The organism is Staphylococcus sp. NRL 16/872 (assembly GCF_022815905.2).
Taxonomy (GTDB): Bacteria; Bacillota; Bacilli; order Staphylococcales; family Staphylococcaceae; genus Staphylococcus.
Window position 1 is genome coordinate 83617 of the sequence record NZ_CP119327.1, and the last position, 15991, is coordinate 99607.

General features: G+C 35.2%; 17 protein-coding genes. 16 read left to right on the forward strand and 1 reads right to left on the reverse strand.

Going from position 1 to position 15991, the window contains the following annotated elements; genetic code table 11:
* Positions 1-94 precede the first annotated feature (94 nt).
* The 11 genes from MT340_RS00400 (at position 95) to MT340_RS00450 (ending at position 10955) form a co-directional block, all read left to right on the forward strand.
* The gene (locus MT340_RS00400; protein WP_243588287.1) at positions 95-1294 is read left to right on the forward strand and encodes a GTP-binding protein; all 1200 of its coding nucleotides are present in this window, start codon (positions 95-97) and stop codon (positions 1292-1294) included.
* A 195-nt stretch (positions 1295-1489) separates the two neighbouring features.
* Positions 1490-2851: a branched-chain amino acid transport system II carrier protein gene (gene brnQ, locus MT340_RS00405; RefSeq protein ID WP_243603462.1), complete on the forward strand. Its 1362-nt coding sequence runs from the start codon at positions 1490-1492 to the stop codon at positions 2849-2851.
* Between the two features lie 165 nt (positions 2852-3016).
* Positions 3017-3709: a class I SAM-dependent methyltransferase gene (locus MT340_RS00410; RefSeq protein WP_243588288.1), complete on the forward strand. Its 693-nt coding sequence runs from the start codon at positions 3017-3019 to the stop codon at positions 3707-3709.
* A complete protein-coding gene (locus tag MT340_RS00415) occupies positions 3706-5259 on the forward strand; it encodes an ABC transporter substrate-binding protein (RefSeq protein ID WP_243603463.1) in 1554 nt (517 codons plus the stop codon). Before MT340_RS00410 ends, MT340_RS00415 begins: the two co-directional genes overlap by 4 nt.
* Before the next feature lie 2 nt (positions 5260-5261).
* The gene (locus MT340_RS00420; protein ID WP_243588290.1) at positions 5262-6218 is read left to right on the forward strand and encodes an ABC transporter permease; all 957 of its coding nucleotides are present in this window, start codon (positions 5262-5264) and stop codon (positions 6216-6218) included.
* Positions 6215-6985, forward strand: coding sequence for an ABC transporter permease (locus MT340_RS00425; protein ID WP_243588291.1), 771 nt, complete (start codon positions 6215-6217; stop codon positions 6983-6985). Before MT340_RS00420 ends, MT340_RS00425 begins: the two co-directional genes overlap by 4 nt.
* The gene (locus tag MT340_RS00430; protein ID WP_243590204.1) at positions 6952-7716 is read left to right on the forward strand and encodes an ATP-binding cassette domain-containing protein; all 765 of its coding nucleotides are present in this window, start codon (positions 6952-6954) and stop codon (positions 7714-7716) included. The genes MT340_RS00425 and MT340_RS00430 overlap by 34 nt, the downstream gene beginning before the upstream one ends.
* Entirely contained in the window at positions 7703-8338 is a 636-nt protein-coding gene (locus MT340_RS00435) for an ABC transporter ATP-binding protein (protein WP_243588292.1), read from the forward strand. The genes MT340_RS00430 and MT340_RS00435 overlap by 14 nt, the downstream gene beginning before the upstream one ends.
* Positions 8339-8398: 60 nt before the next feature.
* Positions 8399-9574 carry a YbfB/YjiJ family MFS transporter gene (locus MT340_RS00440; protein ID WP_243603464.1) on the forward strand — a complete coding sequence of 392 codons (1176 nt, stop codon included), beginning with the start codon at positions 8399-8401 and terminating at the stop codon, positions 9572-9574.
* 152 nt (positions 9575-9726) lie between these two features.
* On the forward strand, positions 9727-9972 hold the full coding sequence (locus tag MT340_RS00445; protein ID WP_243588293.1) for a hypothetical protein: 246 nt from the start codon (positions 9727-9729) through the stop codon (positions 9970-9972).
* A gap of 122 nt (positions 9973-10094) precedes the next feature.
* Complete coding sequence (locus MT340_RS00450; protein ID WP_243588294.1) at positions 10095-10955, forward strand: patatin-like phospholipase family protein; 861 nt, start codon at positions 10095-10097, stop codon at positions 10953-10955.
* A 55-nt stretch (positions 10956-11010) separates the two neighbouring features.
* Here the strand turns inward: MT340_RS00450 and MT340_RS00455 are convergent, their stop codons facing one another.
* Positions 11011-12336, reverse strand: a complete 1326-nt coding sequence (locus MT340_RS00455; protein WP_243588295.1) for an MFS transporter — start codon at positions 12334-12336, stop codon at positions 11011-11013.
* A gap of 143 nt (positions 12337-12479) precedes the next feature.
* Between MT340_RS00455 and MT340_RS00460 the strand changes: the two genes are divergently transcribed.
* From MT340_RS00460 to MT340_RS00480, 5 genes are all read left to right on the forward strand, one after another.
* Positions 12480-12911 carry a MerR family transcriptional regulator gene (locus tag MT340_RS00460; RefSeq protein WP_243588296.1) on the forward strand — a complete coding sequence of 144 codons (432 nt, stop codon included), beginning with the start codon at positions 12480-12482 and terminating at the stop codon, positions 12909-12911.
* Between the two features lie 21 nt (positions 12912-12932).
* Entirely contained in the window at positions 12933-13370 is a 438-nt protein-coding gene (locus tag MT340_RS00465) for a 6-pyruvoyl trahydropterin synthase family protein (protein ID WP_243588297.1), read from the forward strand.
* A gap of 153 nt (positions 13371-13523) precedes the next feature.
* Entirely contained in the window at positions 13524-14540 is a 1017-nt protein-coding gene (locus MT340_RS00470; RefSeq protein ID WP_243588298.1) for a hemolysin family protein, read from the forward strand.
* Positions 14541-14711: 171 nt separating this feature from the next.
* Positions 14712-15140: an Rrf2 family transcriptional regulator gene (locus tag MT340_RS00475; RefSeq protein WP_243588299.1), complete on the forward strand. Its 429-nt coding sequence runs from the start codon at positions 14712-14714 to the stop codon at positions 15138-15140.
* 142 nt (positions 15141-15282) lie between these two features.
* Positions 15283-15921, forward strand: a complete 639-nt coding sequence (locus MT340_RS00480; protein WP_243588300.1) for an NAD(P)-dependent oxidoreductase — start codon at positions 15283-15285, stop codon at positions 15919-15921.
* Positions 15922-15991: the final 70 nt, after the last annotated feature.

Genomic DNA, 15991 nt, shown 5'->3' on the forward strand with positions numbered 1-15991 from the left:
ATTGAATTAATATAAGTAAGATTGACAATTAAAAATTTAAATGTAAAATATAAAACGTAATAATTACGATTTAAAAACAGAAAGGTATGATTTTATGGGTAAGATACCTGTAACGGTATTGAGTGGTTATCTCGGCTCAGGCAAAACGACGTTACTTAACCACATTTTAAATAATCGTGAAGGCCGTCGTATTGCGGTTATTGTGAATGATATGAGCGAAGTGAATATTGATAAAGATTTAGTTGCAGATGGTGGGGGTCTGTCTCGAACGGATGAAAAGTTGGTTGAATTATCTAATGGCTGTATTTGTTGTACACTTAGAGATGATTTATTAAAAGAAGTGGAGCGTCTAGTAGAGAAAGGTAACATCGATTATATTGTGATTGAGTCTACAGGGATATCTGAACCTGTACCAGTAGCGCAAACATTCTCTTATATTGATGAAGAAATGGGAATTGATCTTACATCGATTTGTCAATTGGATACGATGGTAACAGTGGTAGATGCCAATCGATTTATTAATGATATTAATTCCGAAGATTTACTTGTAGACCGTGATCAAGGTGCAGATCAAACAGATGAACGTTCTATTGCAGATTTACTCATTGATCAAGTAGAGTTCTGTGATGTGCTTGTGCTTAATAAGACGGATTTAGTAACCGAAGAAGAATTGAGCAAATTAGAGAATATCCTTAAAAAATTGCAACCTGATGCAAAACTAATCAAAACGATAAATGCTGAAGTGGACATTGAGGAAGTATTAAATACAGGGCGTTTTGATTTTGAGAAAGCAAGCAATTCTGCAGGTTGGATTAAGGAATTGACTGAGGGCGGACATGCTGAGCATACACCTGAAACTGAAGAGTACGGTATCAGTTCATTTGTTTACTCAAGACGATTACCGTTTCACGCGAAACGTTTTAATGATTGGTTAGAACAAATGCCCGATAATATCGTACGTTCTAAAGGTATTGTATGGCTTGCACAGTATAACCAAGTGGCATGTTTGCTTTCACAGGCAGGCTCATCATGTAATATACATCCAGTAACATATTGGGTAGCAGCAATGTCACCCGAACATCGTGAACATATCTTTCAACAACGTCCCGATGTAGCAGATAGTTGGGATATAGAATATGGCGATAGAAATACACAATTTGTTATTATTGGCACAGATTTAAATCAAGAAAAGATTGAAAATGAGTTAGACCAATGTTTAGTTAACAGCGAAGAAATTGGCAGTGATTGGAGCCAGTTAGAAGATCCATATCACTGGCAAATTAGACAAGCTTAAGATGATATATGAGTATAATTAGATAATTGTGAAAACCTGGGACAAATTTAAGGCGTCTCAGGTTTTATTATTCTCATAAACTATGTACAGAAACATTAAATTAGAAAATTTTTTAAATTAATTGAATATTTCGAACAAATAAGGTTCAAAATTTTGTATAATAGCAAGTAAATTAGAAATAGGAGCAACAGACATATGACGAAACACAAACTTTCACTTAAAGATAATATTTTCATTGGATCGATGTTGTTTGGTCTATTCTTTGGTGCTGGGAACTTAATCTTTCCAATTCATCTCGGTCAAACAGCAGGATCTAATGTGTTACTCGCCAATCTTGGCTTTTTAATTACAGCAATTGGGTTACCGTTCTTAGGGATTGTAGCGATTGGCATTTCTAAAACGAATGGTGTCTTTGAAATTTCTTCAAGAGTAAGTAAAATTTATGGTTACCTATTTACTATCGCATTATACCTTGTAATAGGACCATTTTTCGCCTTGCCGAGGCTTGCGACAACATCTTACGAAATTGCATTTTCTCCATTTGTTTCACCTAGTACAGGTAAGATTTTGCTGCCAATTTTTAGTATTTTGTTCTTCTTAATTGCATGGTTCTTTGCGAGAAGACCTTCAAAAATACTTGATTATATAGGCAAATTTTTAAATCCAGTATTCTTAATTCTGTTAGGTGTTGTAGTCTTATTAGCATTTATTCGTCCGATGGGTGGTATTAGCCATGCGCCAGTAAGTGCGAATTATAGCAATAGCGTATTACTTAAAGGCTTTATCGATGGTTATAACACGCTTGATGCCTTAGCGTCACTTGCTTTCGGAATCATTATCGTAACCACAATTAAGAAATTAGGTATCACCAATCCTAATAGTATTGCGAAAGAAACGTTCAAATCTGGTGCCATTAGTATTATTGCGATGGGCGTGATTTATACGTTATTAGCGATTATGGGTACGATGAGTTTAGGGCGTTTTAAAGTCAGTGAAAATGGTGGTATCGCACTTGCACAAATCGCACAATACTACCTTGGCGATTATGGCATTATCGTCTTGTCATTAATCATCGTCGTGGCATGTTTAAAAACGGCAATTGGGTTGATTACTGCATTTTCAGAAACATTTACAGAACTCTTCCCGACAATGAACTATCTATGGTTAGCGACAGGTGTGGCAGTGTTAGCATGTATCTTCGCTAACGTGGGATTAACGAAAATTATTATGTACTCAACACCAGTGTTGATGTTCATCTATCCTTTAGCGATTACGTTAATCTTGTTAACATTGGCAAGCCCATTATTCAATCATTCAACGATTGTTTATAAATTTACGACGTTCTTTACAATGTTCGCCGCGTTCTTTGATGGTGTGAATGCCAGTCCTGAATTGTTTGCGAAGACATCATTTGCGCAAGCGTTAATCGGTTTTGCTCAAAAATATTTACCATTCTTTACGATTGGGATGGGATGGATTGTTCCGGCAATTATCGGATTTATTATAGGATTTATCGTTTATAAAGCGCGTTCTGGACGTCGCAAACAAGTTCAATAATTTAAAAATTATAAGCTATGTTTAACTCATTTAATATGAGCTAAGCATGGCTTATTTTTTATGTAATTACGAAGTTACCGCGAAAATCTTTGTTGTACAAATTAAAATATTATAGTACTATATAAATCGTAATTATTTCGATTTAATGATAGCGAGGAGAATTTGATGACTAAGAGTTATGAGGTTTGGTGGCACAAGGGAGAAGAAACGGACGATGACATGGCCCGCGATCACCAAGAAGCATGGGATAGAACGATTCAACTACTTGATCCTTCAGATGTTGAAGGTAAAACGATTTTAGATGTGGGATGTAATCAAGGAGGATTTTTACGACAGTTATACGACAACGTTCAATTCAAATCAGGTGTAGGGATTGACTTAGCCCGTTTATCTTTGGAAAAGGCAGGCGCATTAAAAGGACAACGTCCACTTAACTATTTTTTAACGGATAAACCACAAGATACAAAACGTACATATGATACGGCAGTCAGTACATCAGTATTATATTTAATCGACGATCTGCCGCAACATGCGCAAGATTTAAAAGAAGTGTTAAAACCGGGTGGCGTTTATTATGCAACGTTTGCAGATTTAACGCATAATCCGAGTCGCCAATTTATGGATGACACGATTAATAAATATGGCGCGACACCTTCTCAGAATCACTCGTTAAAGCATATTGTTGATAGCTTTGTTGATGCTGGATTTGAAGTGGCAGTTATGAAAGAACCAGTTCCTGACGTCATAGATTTAACGCATTATAGTGACTTTTATTTAACACCTAATGATTATTTACGCACGCTGTGTGAAGAGTCATTTTTAATAAAAGCAAGATTGAAAGAAGGTACTGTGGAATGAGAAAGAGACTATTAATGACGATGGCTACCAGTGCAGCGCTCTTACTAGCGGGATGTGGGAACGACCATAAAGATAGTAAGAATATCACTGTATCTTTACCGACTGAGGCAAAGGCAGACAAGCTTGATGCACAAGGTTATGATGCGGCAATGCCTGTATACAGTGCAGTATATGATGCGTTAGTGAAATATGATAAGGACAAAGGCATTAAAGTAGGCTTAGCAGATAAATGGAGCGTTGATGACTCTGGTAAAGTGTACGAATTTCATTTGAAAGATAATGTTAAATTCTCGGATGGCTCAAAGTTAGACGCTAAAGCGGTGAAATTCTCAATTGAGCGCGCAAAAGCAATGAATAAGGATACGACGGTAGAAACGTTAAAGAAATTAGATAAAGTTGTCGTGAAAAATGATCATGTCGTCCAAATTAAATTGAAATCTCCGTCAAATCAAGTGTTGAACGAATTAACGCAAGTCAGACCTTTACGCATTATGAGTCCTCATTCTGTAGAAGGTGAGAAAGTGACAGGTAAATTCAAGAAAGCGATTGGTACTGGTGCGTTCGTAGTGGATAAAACAGGTAAAGAAAAGACAACAATGAAGCCTAATAAATATTTCGATAATCAACATCCAGTGAAATACAATCTAGCTTTCCAAACGATTGAAGATGGTGATTCTAGAAACGCTGCTGTTCAAAGTGGCTCAGTAGATATATCCGGTGGATCACTAGGTATGTTATCGGATCAACAACTGAAGCAAGATAAGAAGAACGATAAATTAACGCTTGAGGATAGACCAAGTACCGTAAGTCATTTCATGGCGTTTAATCCGAATAATAAAACATTGAGCAATAAAGTGATTCGCGAAGCGATAAGTAAGAGTATCAATGCGAAAGATATTGCTGGAAGATCCGTTGATGGACTATTTCAAAAAAATGTACAATACGTCAATAAAGATAATCAACAACCCCATGTATTTGATATTCCCGCTGCTGAGAAACTGCTAAAAACTGAAGGTTACAACAAAAATAAAGATGGTAGTTTTGAAAAAGATGGTAAACCATTATCATTCAATTTAGTGATTCAAACGGCAGAATTTCCAAGTTGGAAAGATAAGGCAGAACAAATACAACGTGATATGAAACAAGCAGGAATTAAAGTGAACATTAAAACATTAGATTCACAATCTTATTACGACACATTGTGGACTAAAAAAGACTATGACCTCATTTTCTATAGAACGTATTCAGATGCGTTAATGCCATATAACTTTATGGGATCAGTATTTAAAAATAATGGCGGTAAGCCTGGTGTCTTAGCTAATGATGACACGCTTACAAAACAATTAGATGACTATCCATCAAATGTATCGAAAGAAGACCAACAACACGCCTTTGATGACATCTTTAAGCACTTTAATAAACAATATTATGGTGTGCCAATCGCTTATCCAAATGAAACGTTTGTAGTAAGTGATAAAGTGAAAGCATTTAAATTCTCAGGATTAACGGATGCGCCAATCGACTATAAAGCATTGAAAGTTAAAGAATAATCATGCTAAAACGCACATTTAAATTATTACTCTATTTAATAGTGAGTTCATTTATTATCTTTGTCTTAGTTGAAAAGACATCTGGCAATCCAGCAATCCTTTATCTACAACGTCACGGTTACAGCTCAATCACGCAAGAAAATATTGATTTAGCCCAACATAAGTTAGGTTTAGGACGAAATTTATTTCTTAGATATATCGATTGGGTAGGTCATGCTTTTACGGGAAATTTAGGATATAGCTTTAGTACGAATGAGCCTGTCACTTCAATGATAATAGATGCAATGATGCCAACACTTACGTTGATGATTATCTCTACATGTCTCATGTTACCTATTGGATATATTATTGGCTATGTCGTTGGCACACGACCACAAACACGTTATAGCTATATTATTCGAGGCTTTGCGCAAGTGATGACGTCTATGCCTGAATATTGGCTAGCGATATTACTCATCTATTATTTAGGCGTACGTTGGCAACTTCTACCATTTGTTGGCAGTGATTCTTGGCAACATTTTATATTACCGATAATTGCTATTGTCATGATTGAAGGCTGTCATATCTTATTAATGACGGCACATCTTATTGAAAAGACGCTAGATAGTGATGCATATCAACTGGCTTTATTACGTTGCTTGCCGTTAAAAGCGCGTATTGTCGTACAAATTAAAGAAATTTTTGCGCCTCTTATGACTATTTCTGTGAATAGCGTTATTCATTTAATTGGAAAAGCAGTCATTCTGGAAGTCATCTTCAGTATGTCAGGTATAGGAAAGTTACTCATTAATGCGATTAATCAGAGAGATTATCCACTTATTCAAGGAATTGTCGTCATTATTATTGTCATGATCATGCTTATTAATTATGTGGGAGACTTAATTATTTTGAAAAATGAACCGAGATTACGACATGGTACGCATAAACAACTTGAAGATGAGAAAAGAGGTTTGACATGAAGAGACACAGTAAACAATATGTCATAGTGACTCTGACCGTTAGTGTCTTTATAGCATTAATTATTTATAGCGTCATGCGTAGTAATCATCAGTTTTCGCCTTTGACATCTCCAGGTTTGCAACATTTATTAGGTACAGATCAATTAGGAAGAGATTTCCTTGTTAGGTTATGTGTGGGAAGTTTGGTAACGCTTAGTTTGACTGCAATTGTCATTATATTAAGTGTTGGGATTGGCTTGGCGCTTGGTCTAATTGCAGGTATTGAACGAAAGTGGCTAGATCAAATCGTGATGTTTATGGCAGATATGTTGTTGGCGATACCTTCGTTTATTATCGCTCTCGTTGTCTTAAGTCTAGTTAGCAATTCAATGATAGGTATGATTCTTGCGCTGACATTAGGATGGATGGGACGCTACTTGCGTTACTTTAGAAATTTGATGCGTGATATTCGGAAACAACCTTTTATTCAATATGCCGTATTAAGCGGAAATTCGAAAGTGAAAACAACGGTCACGCATGTAATACCGCATTTATGTAGTAACATCTTTGCTTTAATCACTGCAGATTTTGGCAAGATTATGCTTAGTATTTCAGGTCTGGCTTTTCTCGGCTTAGGAATTAAGCCACCTACACCAGAATTAGGGACGATTTTATTTGATGGTAAGAGTTATTTCAATGGCGCGCCATGGTTATTCTTCTTCCCTGGATTATTGTTAGGAGGTTATGCTTTATTATTCCAAATCATCAACAAAAAGATAACCCGATAGTAAACGTAGAACGATTAAGTGTGTTTGATAACGAGCGTACCTTGATTGATTCGGTTTCTTTAAAAGTGAACAAAGGAGACTTTCATTGCATTATTGGAGAAAGTGGAAGTGGTAAATCATTATTGACTAGAACCATTCTTGGCATGAAACGAGATAATTTGCGATATCAAGGTTCGCTTGATATCGATTTAAATAAGACGGATGCCGTCTTCCAAGATGTGTACAGCAATATGTTTCAAAACGTCACGATAGGTAAACATTTTCAATATTTGTTTGAGGCCACAAAGTCGAAACTGTCTTCCACGGAACGAACTGACTGGGTAATAGAGCAAATACGCTTGCTTGGTTTGAATGAAGGAGAAAAGTTGCTTAAACGTTATCCTTTTGAAATGAGTGGTGGCATGGCGCAACGTATTGCTTTCATAATGTCATTAATAAGACGTCCGGCTGTCTTATTTTTAGATGAATCAACGAGTGCATTAGATACGGATAACGTTGAACGGTTGATGTCATATTTGATTGAAGCACGACAACGTTATGGTATGACGATTATTTTTATTACACACGATATTAATTTAGTTAGAAACTATGCGACACATATGAGCATTATGAAAAATGGTCGTGTGATTGAAAGTGGCGACGCGAAATCAATTCTAGATAACCCAACTGAACTTTATACGCAAAAGTTAATTGAGATAGCACATAGGAGAAGAGATTATGCTAGAAATTAATAATGTGACCAAACATCTTGGTGGAAAAATCATTTTCAAAAATATTAGTTTTGAGATGAAACAACATCATTTACTAATTAGTGGAGAAAGTGGAAGTGGTAAATCTACGTTAGCCAAGATCCTAGCGGGGTTAGACACAGACTATAGTGGCCAACTGTATCTCAATCATAAACCTCGCAAAGATTATACTATTAAAGAATGGATGAAAGTAATTCAATATGTACCCCAATATCAACGTGACACATTAAATGGACGTAAAACCGTGCGCTATATCTTAACCGAGCCGTTGAAGAATTATCATTTTCAAAAAGAAACGTACTCAGAGAGAATTGAAGCAATACTGGAGCGCTGTGCATTACCCTCAGAAATCTTAAATCAGCGTATCGATACATTGAGTGGGGGCCAATTTCAACGCGTATGGATTGCTAAAGCATTGATGATAGAACCACAAATATTAATATTAGATGAAGCCACAACGAACTTAGATGTAATTAATGAAGAAAGCATCCTCCAAATGCTCAAAACATTAAAAGAAACACAACTTATCATTATTTCACATGACCAATATGTGCTTAATTCGTTTGAAGGTAAAACAATTACAATGAGTTCAAATATAGAGTAGAGTAAAAACTCCCTATAAAGTATATACTTAAGAAGTAATATACATATAGGGAGTTTTTTTATGAATCAACAAAATGCATATAAACAGCTATTTCTAGGTATGCTTTGCTTACTTATAGTAATGGCGATTAGTCGTTTTGCTTATACACCGATATTACCTTTCATGCAACAAGACACTGGAATGACCAATCAAAATGCGGGGTTACTTGCAACGTTAAACTATTTAGGCTATCTCGTAGGTGCCGTTATTCCTATGTTTTTCATTTTTAAATCTAAAGTTGTGGATTTAAAAATATATCTTGTTTTTAACATTATTTCGATTATTGGCATGGGAGTGTCTAGTGATTTTACAATATGGTCTATCCTTCGTGTCATAGCAGGTATTACAAGTGGCACAATCTTTGTACTAGCCTCGAATGTCGTATTAGAAGCGCTAAGACAAGCGAATAAACAAAGTATTTCAGGCATTTTATATAGTGCGGTAGGAATTGGCATATGTATGAGTAGTGTTTTTATTTTCATTTTTACACACGAACAAACTTGGAAAGCAACATGGATTATTTTAGGAGGCGCAGCATTAGTCGCTAGTTTATTAGTCGTATTTGGGATGAAAGATAACCCCTCTGTCGATTATAAACGTTCTACAACGACGACAGGCGCGACGCAACCACTCAATCGTCCTTTTATTATTTTATTTGCGATTGCCTATTTCTTTGAAGGCGCTGGTTATATTGTCACAGGCACATTTTTAGTGGCAATCATTAAGATGATACCCACCCTTGCAGATTACGCTGCTCTTAGCTGGATGTTTGTAGGTTTAGGCGCTATCCCTTCGACGCTTATTTGGTCTTTATTAGCTGAAAAGTTAGGCTATAAAATAGCACTCTATAGTGCCTTTATTTTACAAATTATAAGTGTAGGACTACCTATCATTACACATAATGCCTTTAGCTTAATCATAGCCTCTATGTTATTTGGTGCTACTTTCTTAGGTTTAACGACACTCTTTATGTCGAAAAGCCAGGCATTATCTTTTCAAACGAATAGTAAAATCAATTTCGTATCATTACTTACTGTCATCTACAGTGTTGGTCAAATGTTAGCGCCAATTATTTCAGGCGTGCTAATTGGCGATTCAGGTAACTATAATTTGGCACTTAGCTTTGCGATTGTCTTACTTACTTTAGGTTTAATATTCATTATTTGTAGTTATAGATTTGACGCTGAAAAAGTATAAAATATAGTGCATTTTCATAAATAAATTCTATACGTGGATTGATTTTAAGTTTGAAAAAGAACAAAACAGGGGATAATGCTACTGTTCAGATTATTCATGAAAGTTTTAAATAGTTAAAAATGATAGGGCATATCTTAAAGGAGGAGATTTTTATGAATATCTATAGACTTAAATATCAACATTATAAAGACATTGATAGTAAAGTCTTAACAGTCTTTGTCGAAGCTGATAGTGAAGAGGATGTAAGAAAGTTTGCAAAAGCAGTAAGTTATTCAGTAGAAGACATCCAAAAATTGTCAGACGAAGAATATAAAAAAGAAAGAGCTAAAGATGAATCATTTGGCCTTGAACATGCTGACAAATATATAGACAAATCGGACGAATATATAGATAAATAAGAAATGAAAAACAGTATCTATTTTAATAAGGATGCTGTTTTTTTATTTGTATTTCGCAACGAAACGCCGTATATTCATAATAATCATTATTACAAAATGAATAAAATAAGGGAGTAATAAATATGAATACTCAAAAAGACAATTTTGAACATGCAATTGTATTAGGCGGGGGAGGATCACTCGCTATTGGCTGGGAATTAGGTTATCTTTCAGCGCTGTCTGAAGCTGGAGTTGATGTGCGACACGCAGATTTAGTTATCGGTACGTCAGGTGGTGCTCAAGCAGGCACTAGCTTAACATCTGATCATAGTTGGGACGAGATTTATGACCAGCAAATTGCGCCTAAATCTAATGAAGAACCTCCTGTTAATGATATGTCTGAGATCTTTGCGCGTTATAACGAAATTGAGAAAAGTGCTTCCACACCACAAGAGTGGATAGAGAACTATAGTGTTTACGCTTTAGAAGATCATAAATTTAATGAAAGTGTGCATATTAATCGTTTAAAAAATAGAATTAAGGTAACAGAATGGCCGTCTAATATGATGATTACTGCAGTGAATGCCAATAAAGCGCAACGCGTAGCATTGACATCAGAATCACATGTTGATATTCATAGAGCCATGGCTTCAAGTGGTTCACTCCCAGGTGTTTGGCCAGCGACTACAATTGATGGAGAGAAACACTTCGATGGTGGTTGTCATTCTATGGAAAATGCTGACTTAGCAAAAGGTGCAAAAAAAGTATTAATCTTTGCGACAAATCTTCCAGTAGCAACGCCTTATACACTTGAGGATGCCATTAAAGAATTAGAACAAAATGGTTCTGAGGTTAAATTAATTACGCCAAGTGAAGAGGTATTTAATAAATTACAAGAACTTGGTGGCAATACCGTTAATCCTGCCATTCGTCCAGACATTTTCAAAGTAGCTCAAGAACAAGGGCGACAAGATGCCGAAATGATTAAAACATTCTGGAATTAATAATACAAAAGACGCTTACTAGCTCAAAATCATAGCTAGTAGGCGTCTTTGTGCTTTATATATTATTTGAGGGACGTTGTGTGAGCCACAATACAATGGTACCAATCAACATATAAACAACAATTAACCACATCACAATATGGTAGTAGTTGATTATATTAACAATATGGGAAGTGAAAAAGACGATAATAGATAAGCCAATAGGTCCACCAAGTTGGTGCATGGTATTTGTCATGCCGCTTGCTGCTCCAGAAAGACTAGCATCTACTTGATGAATACCTGCGCTTGTAAGTGGCGCAAGTAACCATCCTTGTCCTAAGCCTACTAGAATCATAGGCAAACCTATCGCTAACCAGTAACCGTGAAGAGGATTAAGTATGGCAGTGATAATCAGTCCGAATGTCAGTATGATTTGTCCTAGCATGAGTACGCGTGTGTCGCCCAACTGTTCAGTTAAACGAGGTAAATAAAGCGCCCCTATAAAATTAATTATAGTTAAAGGTAAGAATGCCATACCTGCTTGCAACGGCGTAAAATGATAGAGATGTTGCATGATTTGTGGCAGGATGAACCAATAAGAAAGCATCGTCATCATAAAGATAAAGCGGCCGATATAGGCACCTGTACGTACTTTATTCTTGAAAAGTGACATAGGTATTAAGGCAAACGCTGATTTACGTTCAATTACAATAAAGATGACTAATAAAATTAAACCGATGAGTACGGCGATGAAAGATTTATTTGTCATACCATAAACGAGCGTCATTGTGGCAATAACTGACAGAAAGGCACCCATAAAATCGACTTTAACACGGTGAATAATGGTAGGTTTAATATAAATAATAGTTAAGCCAATTAAAATAATTGTAAATGGAACATTGATAAGAAAGCCTGAACGCCAACTGATGAAGCTAGTCAACCAGCCACCTAGAAGTAAGCCGATACTTGAACCGATACCGGCAGTAGCACCATAGTAACTAATTGCCTTAGCACGAGCCTTTCCTTCAAAATGATCCATTAAAAGTGCTAATGAAGTTGGTGCGATCACAGCCGATCCAATACCTTGGATAGCTCTAAATGTAATCATTTGTACGCTAGTTTGGGCGAGTCCTATACATAAGCTAGATAGACCAAAAATAATTAATCCGCCTATAAATATGCGTTTACGTCCGAATAAATCGCCCAATCGTCCGGCAAGAAGGAGAAAGCCACCGAATGTGATGGTATAAGCATTAGAAACCCATGATAAAGAAGCTTTATCCATATGAAGACTTTGAGCAATTTTCACGGTACTCGTAAATATGATTGAATTATCCATTAATATTAGAAAATAACTAAATAGAATGATAAAGAGGATGACACGGTTTGTCTGTTTAGACATAAGGACACTTCCTTTAAATAGAATAATGATATTTTAAAGGGTGGAGTGAACTCCATAGCAAGCATTAATTTTAAAAATTAAAAATTTTAGCCCTAAAGTGAACTCCGTGGTATAACATAAACTATAAAAGGAGTGGTTATAGTATGAATACGAAAGAAGTTGTAGAACTGATGGGCGTTTCTCAAGATACGCTGAGATATTATGAGAAAGTCGGCGCGATTCCACCAGTAGGACGTAATAAAAATGGCTATCGTGATTATAGAACAAATGATTTAAATTGGATATATTTAGCGAAAAATTTGCGTCAAGCGGGCGTAACGATTGAATTGCTTATTGAATTTTGTAAATTAGGACAATTACCTACTAATAAAGACATTCAACAACGACAAAAAGATTTATTAAATCAACAGTTAAGTGAGTTAGATGAGAAATTAGCCACTATCCATAAGGCGCGTCAGTTATTAAAATATAAAATTGATAATTATGATAATCATTTAGCGAAATTTAACAAAGGCGAAATGACTAATGATACTGTGGATAAATTGTGGAAAAAGGATTTAAGTGCATTTCAGTAAAATTGAAAGAGAGGAATTAGTATGAAACGAGATTTAAGTCATATTCAACCACCGAATCATTTTAGATATAAAGAAAGCCAAACGGTACTTAAACAAAGTTATGAATTTAAATGTGATAACCGTATTTATTTCAGTGAAACAGCACATCAAGACCTACATGATCACTTATACCGTTTATATGTAGATGTTTTATCTCCTATTGGGGATTTTGGTTTGGGTTTAGATTTTAATGAAGTAGATGCAATTTATAATGAATTTATTAAACCTAAAGTAGATAATCAACTTATAAATGAAACATTACCTGACATGAATACGACAGCTGAGAATATCGCGATGTGGATGTGGGATGAGTTTGAAAAGCATCTTCCTGAAGGTAATCACATGTATGAATTACAATTATTTGAGACAGACCACCATGGGGTAAGTCTAAATCAAGATACAATGAGCAATAAAAAATAAAAATAATATTAAAAATGAAGTCTCTATTTTTCCGATTAATTAGACACTATTTGTTACCAATATAATAATTTAAATCTTTTGAATAATTTTATAAAAAAGATATAATTAGTATAGTAGTATATCTACTATATTTTAATTTTTGGAGGAAAATATTTGGGGACCACATTTAGTCTTATTACTTTTATTTTATTATTAGTCCTAACGGCATTTTTCGTAGCAACGGAATTTGCGATTGTTAAAGTTAGATCGACCAGGATTGAGCAGTTGTCAAAGTCTGGAGACAACAAAGCTATAGCGGCTAAGAAAGTTATTGAACATTTAGATGAATATTTAGCAGCTTGTCAATTAGGTATTACCATCACCGCTTTAGGTATTGGTATGGTTGGTGAATCAACATTTGAATTTATGTTACATCCACTATTCAGTAGCGTGGGTATTCCGGAGTCTTGGATACATCCGTTTACCATTGGTGGTGCATTTGTAATTGCGACATTTTTACATGTTGTCGTCGGAGAGATGGCACCTAAGACAGTCGCAATACAAAAGGCGGAAGCTATCACATTAGCCTTTGCCAAACCAATTATCTTTTTCTATAAGATCATGTATCCGTTTATTTATATTTTAAATGGAGCTGCACGCATTATCTTAAAGATGTTTAACATGAAACCTGCGAAAGAGAGCGAAGTCTTTCACACTGAAGAAGAATTGAAGCAATTAATTTATGATAGTCACGAAGGTGGCGAGATTAATGAAAGTGAACTTCACCATATTAATCAAGCTTTCAAATTTGATAATTTAGTTGCCAAAGATGTAATGATTGAACGACAATATGTCAAAACGCTTGATATAAGTGATCATTTCGAAGAGGCAATTCAAAAAATAAAAAGAAATGCTTATACAAGATATCCTGTCACGAAAAATAATGAGATTATAGGATTTATTCATTCCAAATCATTGTTTAACGTGGAACAACCTACCGACTTAGAACATTTTATTAATCCAATTATTAATACTGAGATCGGAACACCATTGAAACATATATTAGAAATAATGAAGAAAGAAAAAGTTCATATCGCTGCAGTTTATAGTGATTCTGAGTTCCAAGGCATTATTACCTTAGAAAATATTCTGGAAGAAATCGTCGGCGATATTGAAGATGAATACAATTAACAAGAATTTAGTCTTATATAATAAATAATATTTGTAGTGACCTCAATGTCTAGATTTACTATTTAGATGATGAGGTCTATTTTTTCTTTTCGAAAATAAGTAAAGTTATAAAACTTAAAAATTGACTTATTAATCAACTTGTAACTATAATAGTTACATGAGGTGAGTGGTTTGAAAATTAGTAGTCGATTTACTGTGGCTGTACATATATTATCTCTAGTTAAAATAGAAAATAATCAAACACTAACATCGGCGTATATCGCGAACAGTGTAAATACAAATTCAGTCGTTATTAGAAGATTAATAAGTAAATTAAAACAAGCAGATTTGATTGAAACACATCAAGGTAGCGGCGGCATCCAATTATTAAAACCATTAAGTGACATCACGTTACTTGATGTCTATAAAGCGGTGGAAGTTGTGGAAGAGGGAGAACTTTTCCAAATACATGAAGATACAAATATTAATTGTGTCGTTGGTGCGAATATCCAAAGTGTACTAGAAATCGTCTTATTGCGTGCACAAGACGCTATGGAAACAGTGTTGAAGAATGTCACGATGGAAGATATAGTATCAGGAATCTTACAAGAAAACGGATAAAATTGAGTCCGTTTTGTCCAACATGTAACTGATATAATTACATGTTAGGCGGAATATATCAAATGATATATGTATGTGAATAGACTATATAAATAAATCACAAATAATCTCTTTGAAAAATAGATAAGTGGAGGAAATAAATATGAAAATTGGTATTATTGGAGCAACTGGTAAAGTAGGAAATAAAGTATTACAAGAAGCAACTCAACGTGGTCATGAAGTGACTGCGATTGTTAGAAATGCTTCAAAATTAAACAATTCAGACATAAAAGTCATTGAAAAAGATATTTTCAATTTAACAGCAGAAGATATTAAAGATCTTGATGTCGTTGTTAATGCGTTTGGTGCGCCACTAGGTGAAGAAGAAGCGCATGTTGAAGCGGGTCGTGCATTAATCGCGTTATTAAAAGACGTAAACACTAGAGCAATTATCGTCGGTGGTGCTGGTAGTTTATACGTAGATGATGCGCACACAACACGAGTATTGGATACTCCAGAATTCCCAGATGTGTTTAAACCAACTGCTACAGGACAAGGTCGCAACCTTGAAGATCTTAAAGAAGCAGAAGGCATCACTTGGACATTTGTTAGTCCTTCAGCTGAGTTTGATCCTGAAGGTCAACGTACAGGCACTTATCAATCAGGTAAAGATCAATTATTAGTAAATAGCCAAGGGGACAGCTACATTAGCTACGCAGATTATGCGATTGCGATCGTAGATGAAGCTGAACATGCAGCCCACGTTAACGAACGCTTCACAGTAGTTGGCGAAAAAGAATAATCAATATTGCGAGGAATGCTTAAGACAAATTATGACTTGTCTTAGGTATTTTTCATATCATTATTGAAAT

Coding starts and splice junctions, on each gene's coding strand:
- MT340_RS00400 (WP_243588287.1), top strand. CDS start 95: ATGGGTAAGATACCTGTAACGGTATTGAGTGGTTATCTCGGCTCAGGC.
- brnQ (WP_243603462.1), top strand. CDS start 1,490: ATGACGAAACACAAACTTTCACTTAAAGATAATATTTTCATTGGATCG.
- MT340_RS00410 (WP_243588288.1), top strand. CDS start 3,017: ATGACTAAGAGTTATGAGGTTTGGTGGCACAAGGGAGAAGAAACGGAC.
- MT340_RS00415 (WP_243603463.1), top strand. CDS start 3,706: ATGAGAAAGAGACTATTAATGACGATGGCTACCAGTGCAGCGCTCTTA.
- MT340_RS00420 (WP_243588290.1), top strand. CDS start 5,262: ATGCTAAAACGCACATTTAAATTATTACTCTATTTAATAGTGAGTTCA.
- MT340_RS00425 (WP_243588291.1), top strand. CDS start 6,215: ATGAAGAGACACAGTAAACAATATGTCATAGTGACTCTGACCGTTAGT.
- MT340_RS00435 (WP_243588292.1), top strand. CDS start 7,703: ATGCTAGAAATTAATAATGTGACCAAACATCTTGGTGGAAAAATCATT.
- MT340_RS00440 (WP_243603464.1), top strand. CDS start 8,399: ATGAATCAACAAAATGCATATAAACAGCTATTTCTAGGTATGCTTTGC.
- MT340_RS00445 (WP_243588293.1), top strand. CDS start 9,727: ATGAATATCTATAGACTTAAATATCAACATTATAAAGACATTGATAGT.
- MT340_RS00450 (WP_243588294.1), top strand. CDS start 10,095: ATGAATACTCAAAAAGACAATTTTGAACATGCAATTGTATTAGGCGGG.
- MT340_RS00455 (WP_243588295.1), bottom strand. CDS start 12,336: ATGTCTAAACAGACAAACCGTGTCATCCTCTTTATCATTCTATTTAGT.
- MT340_RS00460 (WP_243588296.1), top strand. CDS start 12,480: ATGAATACGAAAGAAGTTGTAGAACTGATGGGCGTTTCTCAAGATACG.
- MT340_RS00465 (WP_243588297.1), top strand. CDS start 12,933: ATGAAACGAGATTTAAGTCATATTCAACCACCGAATCATTTTAGATAT.
- MT340_RS00480 (WP_243588300.1), top strand. CDS start 15,283: ATGAAAATTGGTATTATTGGAGCAACTGGTAAAGTAGGAAATAAAGTA.